A 6,503-nucleotide genomic window follows, 5' to 3' on the forward strand; every position below is an offset into this window, starting at 1 on the left:
GGCTCATGGCGATGCGTCCCTGGGCGTTCACCACCCGGTGCCAGGGCACCGCGGAGGGCAGGGGCAGGCGCCGCAGGGCCCAGCCCACCTGGCGGGCGCAGCCCCAGGCCCCGATCAGCTCGGCGACCTGGCCGTAGGTGGCCAGCTGGCCGGGGGGGATGTGGGCCACCATCGCGTAGACGCGACGGTCGAAGGGGCGTCCGGAGTCGGCGGCAACCGGGCTGGCCATGGCGGACGCGGCGCGGGGGACAGGGAGTGCAACGCCGATGATGGCGTTTTGCCACGCCGATGCCGCTGCTGCCCCGCCGCTTCGAGCGCCTGCGCGCGGTGCTCGATCGCCGCATGGGCGACCTGACGCTGCTGCTGGAGCAGGTGGACAAGCCCCACAACCTCTCGGCGATCCTGCGCAGCTGCGATGCGGTGGGGGTGCTTGAGGCCCATTCCGTCAGTCTCCCGGGGCGCACGCCCACCTTCAACAGCACGGCCCTGGGCAGCCAGAAGTGGGTGGCCCTGCACCGGCACCGAAGCAGCGGCGACGCCATCGCCCAGCTCAGGGCCGATGGCTTCCGGCTCTACGGCACCCACCTGGGGGCCCGGGCGGTGGACTATCGCGACTGCGACTTCACCGGGCCCACGGCCTTCGTGCTGGGGGCGGAGAAGTGGGGGCTGGGGGAGGAGACGGCCGCGACGATCGACCAGGCGATCGTGATTCCGATGCTGGGCATGGTGCAGTCGCTCAACGTGTCGGTAGCGACGGCGATCCTGCTGTTCGAGGCGCTGCGGCAGCGGCAGGCGAAGGGCTGCCTGCCGAGCCGGGGCGAAGGGCTGGCACCGGAGCGGTACACCCGGCTGCTGTTCGAGTGGGCCTACCCGCAGGTGGCCGACTGGTGCCGGCGCGAGGGGCGGCCCTATCCGGCCCTCAGCCCGGAAGGCGCCATCCTCGAGGAGCTTCCCCGGACCGTGCGGCTTCGTTGTTGAGGGGGCCGCCATCGAAGCGGGAGGCGCTCGGCAGCCAGAAAGTGAGCCCCAGGGCCAGGATCTCCAGCAGCAGCTGGCGGCCGCCGAGCAGCACCACCACCACCGCCACGAAGGCCAGGAACTTCTGGAAGACGCTCCAGACGTCGTCGGGCGTGTTGCCCGCCTTCACCCAGAGGGCCACGGCCAGGGCCAGCAGGGACAGATCCAACCACCAGGGCATCGCCGCAGCCACCTTGCAATGGAACGCTACCCCAGGCGTTCGTTGCCGGCCCTGGAGCATTCAGTCCCGCGTCCCGGCCGGAACGCCGCTCAGCCAGTTCTCCAGCCCCTCGCCGAGGAACGAGAGGCCGAGCACCAGCACGAACATGGCCAGCCCCGGAAACAGGGCGGTCCACCAGATGCCGGTGGGCAAGGCGGTCAGCGCCTGCTGCAGGTCGCTGCCCCATTCCGGGATCGTCTCCGGCAGGCCGAGGCCGAGGAACCCCAGACCGCCGAGCACCAGAACCGCATCGGCCGCATTGAGGGTGAGCAGCACCGGAACGGAGGTGATCACGTTGCGGAACAGGTAGCGGCGCAGGATCCAGGCCGGGCCGGCCCCCAGGGAGCGGGCCGCCTCGATGAACAGCTCCGCCTTCACCTGGGCCGACTGGTTGCGCACCACCCGGAAGTACTGGGGCACGTAGACCACGCAGAGGGCGGCGGCGGCATTGGGCAGGCCTCGGCCCAGCAGGAAGGCCAGCACCACCGAGAGCAGCAGCACCGGCAGGGTGTAAAGGGTGTCCATCACCAGCACCAGCAGGCGGTCGACCCCGCCGCCGAGGTAGCCGCTCACCATGCCGAGGGGAACGCCGATGGCGAGGGCGAGCACCAGGGCGCTCAGCACCACCTGCAGTGCGACGCTGCTGCCGGAGAGCGTGCGCACGCAGACGTCGCGGCCGAGGCGATCGGTGCCGCACCAGTGGCCGAAGGAGGGCGGTGCGTAGATGGGGTTCTCCAGGCCCGCATTGGGATCGGGCAGGACCCCCGCCTGCACCAGCAGCGGGGTGGCCAGGGCGATCAGCCCGTAGATGAGCACGATCGCCAGGCCCCAGCGCGCCATGCGTTCCGCAAGGGTGGGTCGTCCGACCAAGGGCATCACCCCGATCCGATCGGCATCGATGTCGGCATCACCAGTGGGCTTGGGTATCACAATGTGAGGGGGGTTCACCCGGTGTCGTGCGTATCTGCGCTGTTACAGGCGCTGATGAGGAGCGCCCGAAGAGTAACGTGATCGGTTGCCGATGTGGTGGTCGGCCGATCAACCTGACAACCGAATAACTGTGGTCGCCATTAAATCCGGCGGAATTTATGCCTTTGTTGGCTCGGACGTCAAGACAAGCCAGGGGCGAAGGGCTTCGGGCTGTACTCAGCTGATCAAGGGCAAGCTGGAAGCGTTGCCGTGGGATTCCTACCGAGTTGCTGGTGAGCTTGCCGGTGAATTCTCACGCTGGTATAATGTGAACCATATACGCCACTCAACTCCAGAGTGCAGACCTCCATCGTGGCCGAGCGTCGTTCAGCCTTCCCGATCAGATGACCAGCGCCCGCCTCCTGATCGTCGACGACGACCCTGAAATGCGCGGCTTCCTCACTTCCGAGCTGGCGGTCGAGGGCTACGAGTGTGAAGAAGCGGCCTGCGGCCAGCAGGCCCTGGGCCGGATCCGCAGCCAGACCTGGGATCTGGTGCTCCTCGACTGGAACCTGCCCGATTTCAGCGGCGTCGAAGTGTGCCGGCGCATGCGCAAAGGGGGCATCTCCACCCCCGTACTGATGCTCACCGCCCGCGATGAAGTGCAGCAGCGGGTGGAGGCGCTCGATTCCGGCGCCGACGACTACCTGATCAAACCGTTCTCGATCGAGGAACTGCTGGCCCGGGTGCGGGCCCGCCTGCGGCGCAGCGGCATCGATGAGCAGGAAGGCGGCCTGCTGCGGATGGCCGATCTGGAGGTGAACCCCGCCAGCCGGGAAGTGGCCCGGGGCGGTGAGTCGATTCATCTCACCGCCAAGGAGTTCGATCTGCTGATGCATCTGCTGCGCCACCCCAATCAGGTGCAGGAGCGGCGCGCCATCCTCGATGCCCTCTGGGGTGAGAACTGGCTGGGCGACGACAACCTCCTGGATGTGTATGTGCGCTACCTGCGCCGCAAGCTCGAGCCCGCCGGCCAGCCCACCCTGATCCAGACGGTGCGCGGCGTGGGCTTCATGCTGAAGGAAGGGCCGCCCCGCTGAGGATGGCGGAGGCCAACACCCCGTCGCGGCTGCTGATCGTCGAGGACGACCAGCGCATGCGCACCTTCCTGGCCGGAGAACTCAACTGCGAGGGCTACGCCGTCAGCGAAGCCGAAGACGGCCAGGGGGCGCTGATGCACCTGAGGGACGCCTGCACCGATCTGGTGCTGCTCGATTGGACGTTGCCGGATTTCAGCGGTGTCGAGATCTGCCGGCGGCTGCGCTCCAGCGGTGACATCACCCCCGTGCTGATGCTCACCTGCCACGACGACATCCGCGACCGCGTCGAAGCGCTCGATTCGGGGGCCGATGATTACATCCTCAAACCCTTCTCCATCGAGGAGCTGCTGGCCCGCATCCGCGCCCAGCTGCGGCGCACCGCCTACTGGCGCGGTGTGGCCGAATCCGATCTGCTGCGTTGCGCCGACCTCACGGTGAACACCGCCACCCGGGAGGTGATCCGGGCGGGCCAGGCGATTTCCCTCTCCGTGCGCGAATACGACCTGCTCCTCTGCCTGCTGCGCGGCACCGGACGGGTGGTGGAGCGGGAGGAGATCCTGCGCGAGGTGTGGGGCGAAAACCACATCGGCGACGAGAACCTGCTGGGCGTCTACATCCGCTACCTGCGCCGCAAGATCGAGCCGGAAGGGCTGCCCACCCTGATCCAGACGGTGCGTGGCGTGGGCTTCATGCTCCGAGAAGGGGAGCCGCGCCCTTGAGGCGCAGCTGGAAATCGGCGCCCCCCTCCGGCCCATCCGCCACCGTCACGCTCCCCCCCATCGCCTCCATCAAGGCCCGCACCACCGCCAGGCCCACGCCGCTGCCGGGGATGGCGCCGACGTGGCGACCCCGGCCAAAGCGCTCGAAGATCAGCGTCTTCTCGCGGTCGGGAACGCCGGGACCGGCATCGATCACGTGCACCACCACCCGATCGAGGCTGGCATCGAGCCTCAGCTGAATCGGACCACTGGCAGGATCGTATTTCTGGGCATTTTCGATCAGGTTTCCCAGGCACTGCTCGAAGCGTTCGGCATCCCCGAGCGCGAAGGTGCGAGCCACCTGGGTGGCGCCGGGGCAGATCCGCAGCCGTCCGTGACAGCGGGAGCGCAGCCGCTCGGCCACCCGCTCGATCGCCTGGGCCACATCGAAGGGCTCGAAGGGCATCAGGGTGCGGTTGGCATCGATGCGGGTGAGGGCGAGCAGGCCGCTCACCAGCTTCCCCATCCGGTTCGCCTCCTCCTCAATCAGAGCCAGCTGGGCGAGATCCTCCTCCGAGAGCCCATGGGAGCGGCGGCGCAGACGGCCGGCGTAGTTGCGGATCAGGCTGATGGGGGTGCGCAGTTCATGGCTCACCCCGTTGGCGAAGCCCCGCTGCCGCTCCCAGGACGCCGAGAGGCGATCGAGCAGGTCGTTGAAGGCCACGGCGATCGGCGCCAGTTCCCGGGGCTGGGCCTCCACCAGCACCCGCTGGCTGTCGAGGGTGTCGGAACTGATCGCCTGCATGCGCAAGCCGAGGTCGTGCAGGGGGGCCAGGCCCCGCACCAGCACCGGCCGCAGCAGCAGACCCGTGAACAGTGTGGCCAGGCCGGCGGCCACCACCAGCAGGATCAGCAGCAGCCGCTGCTGGGCAAGCTTGGGGGTGATGTCCTCCAGGAAGCGGAGGCGCACCGTGCCGTCTCCGAGATGGATCTGCTCCGAGCTGGTGAGGTAGGTGAGCTCCCCGATGCGAAGCACGGCCACCTGGCCATAGCCGCTTCGCAGGGCCGGCAGACGGGTCAGCGGCACGCCGGTGGGAATGGTGAACAGGCGGATCTGGTCGGCTGCGCCATAAGGAATGCCCTGGTCCGTCTCCACCCAGCTAAGGAAGTTAGGGCTGATCAGCCGTGCCAAGGAATCACTAATCTCATCGAGCGTGTGAGGCAGGGGTCTTCGCGAGAGGAGCACCTGGCGCACGCTGGCGACGGTGGCACGGTGCTGGTCACGCCGCTCGTGATTTGCCAGTACAGCGGTGGCCCCGATCAGCATGGCATAGCCTCCCAGAACAGCCAGCAAGCTGAGTCCCAGCAAGCGCCGGCGCATTGAAAAGGCCCGCGCACGCCGCTGAAGCAACCAAGTGAGGCGAGAAAACGCCATTGCTTTCATTAGAGATTCATTAGATCTCGTAAAGGTCCGACGGAAGCACGATCGTAGTAGGGCATAAAAGGCTACTTACCCGACCTGTCTTGACTTGGCCGCTCTCCCTCAGAAGCGAGGCCTGGTAAAGGGATCCCAAGCAGGAGCACTACATCGGAACCCACACACCATCCTCAAGGGGTCGGTATGGACATCACGCCTCAGGCTGTGTAAGTTAGCAAAGGTCAACAGTTGTCGAGCTTTCCAAATGAACATCTCCCCCAAGACCAAACTGGCACTGATGCGCAGCCTGCGAGAGAAGAAGTCTAAGTTGGCACAAGGCTTCACTCTCATCGAGCTGATGATTGTAGTGGCTATCGTCGGCATCCTCTCCGCCGTTGCTCTGCCGAACTTCCTCGGAGCCCGTGACGCAGCCGCCGCCGGCGCTGCCGTTGGTGAAGCCATTGGCCTCGGCAAGGAGTGCGCCACGTTCATCTCGTCTGGTGGTGTGGGTGTCGCCCCAAGTGGTTGCGCTCTGCCTGGCCCAGTAACCATTACTAGGAGCTGGACCGGCAACAACGCAGCGGGTGTTCGTTGCCTCTCAGATACCTCTGTCGCCGGCGACAAGAACGCGAACGTCACTATCACCACTGCGGGTCAGCTGTCCTGCTCCTTTAGCTGAACAGCTCGGGGATTGCCGCTGTACAGCGACCTTCTTTGGGCTTCCCGATCTTTGGTATCTTTGGAAGCCCTACACTTTTCTCATTCACTTCTTTATAAGAGATCGCCTTAATTGCAAGCTACGCTATCACCCAGAGTTTAACACAACGATACGCATGGAGTGCATAAATTTACAGTTATCTTCGATTATGGGTTGTATTTTTTCTTTTACACTCCACACGATCACGACTTCAACAGCCCAGCTGGCATAGTAGCCACCCATATATCGGTCTAAGCCTTTTGAGAGTGGGTGGCTCTGGTCATGCAGCAGCTCCCTGTTGAGTTGCCTCCAAGGGGCGTGACGTGACCCCCTTTATCGGTCCAGGGTGAATGAGAGTGGGTGGATGTGGTCATGCTGCAGCTCCCTGCTGAGCTGCTTCCAGGGGCGTCAGTCCCTGGAGGGCCGAGTGCGGCCTGAGCGAGTT

The 6,503-nt window shown here is 65.8% G+C and carries 8 protein-coding genes; 4 read left to right on the forward strand and 4 right to left on the reverse strand.

The genetic code is table 11. The features are described 5' to 3' along the window. Positions 1-229: MGMT family protein (locus VB737_RS13890; RefSeq protein WP_500313814.1), on the reverse strand; the 229-nt coding region annotated here is incomplete at its 3' end. Positions 230-288: 59 nt separating this feature from the next. Between VB737_RS13890 and trmH the strand changes: the two genes are divergently transcribed. Continuing rightward, positions 289-978: a tRNA (guanosine(18)-2'-O)-methyltransferase TrmH gene (gene trmH / locus VB737_RS13895; protein ID WP_500313816.1), complete on the forward strand. Its 690-nt coding sequence runs from the start codon at positions 289-291 to the stop codon at positions 976-978. Here the strand turns inward: trmH and VB737_RS13900 are convergent. Then, entirely contained in the window at positions 920-1,198 is a 279-nt protein-coding gene (locus VB737_RS13900) for a hypothetical protein (protein WP_500313817.1), read from the reverse strand. The two genes, trmH and VB737_RS13900, sit on opposite strands and share 59 nt — an antisense overlap. Positions 1,199-1,258: 60 nt before the next feature. Continuing rightward, a complete protein-coding gene (locus VB737_RS13905; RefSeq protein WP_500313819.1) occupies positions 1,259-2,113 on the reverse strand; it encodes an ABC transporter permease in 855 nt (284 codons plus the stop codon). Positions 2,114-2,550: 437 nt separating this feature from the next. On the opposite strand from VB737_RS13905, the gene VB737_RS13910 reads away from it, so the two are divergent. Both VB737_RS13910 and VB737_RS13915 read left to right on the forward strand, forming a co-directional pair. Continuing rightward, complete coding sequence (locus VB737_RS13910) at positions 2,551-3,246, forward strand: response regulator transcription factor (RefSeq protein ID WP_500313821.1); 696 nt, start codon at positions 2,551-2,553, stop codon at positions 3,244-3,246. A 2-nt stretch (positions 3,247-3,248) separates the two neighbouring features. Beyond that, positions 3,249-3,965 carry a response regulator transcription factor gene (locus VB737_RS13915; RefSeq protein ID WP_500313823.1) on the forward strand — a complete coding sequence of 239 codons (717 nt, stop codon included), beginning with the start codon at positions 3,249-3,251 and terminating at the stop codon, positions 3,963-3,965. Here VB737_RS13915 and VB737_RS13920 read toward each other — a convergent pair. Further along, positions 3,934-5,298, reverse strand: coding sequence for a sensor histidine kinase (locus VB737_RS13920; protein ID WP_500313825.1), 1,365 nt, complete (start codon positions 5,296-5,298; stop codon positions 3,934-3,936). The two genes, VB737_RS13915 and VB737_RS13920, sit on opposite strands and share 32 nt — an antisense overlap. 328 nt (positions 5,299-5,626) lie before the next feature. On the opposite strand from VB737_RS13920, the gene VB737_RS13925 reads away from it, so the two are divergent. Next, positions 5,627-6,040 (forward strand): type IV pilin protein, encoded by a 414-nt coding sequence (locus VB737_RS13925; protein ID WP_500313827.1) that lies wholly within the window; start codon positions 5,627-5,629, stop codon positions 6,038-6,040. The last annotated feature ends 463 nt before the right edge of the window (positions 6,041-6,503 follow it).

This window comes from Synechococcus sp. BA-120 BA3, assembly GCF_034931285.1.
Classification (GTDB): Bacteria; Cyanobacteriota; Cyanobacteriia; order PCC-6307; family Cyanobiaceae; genus Cyanobium.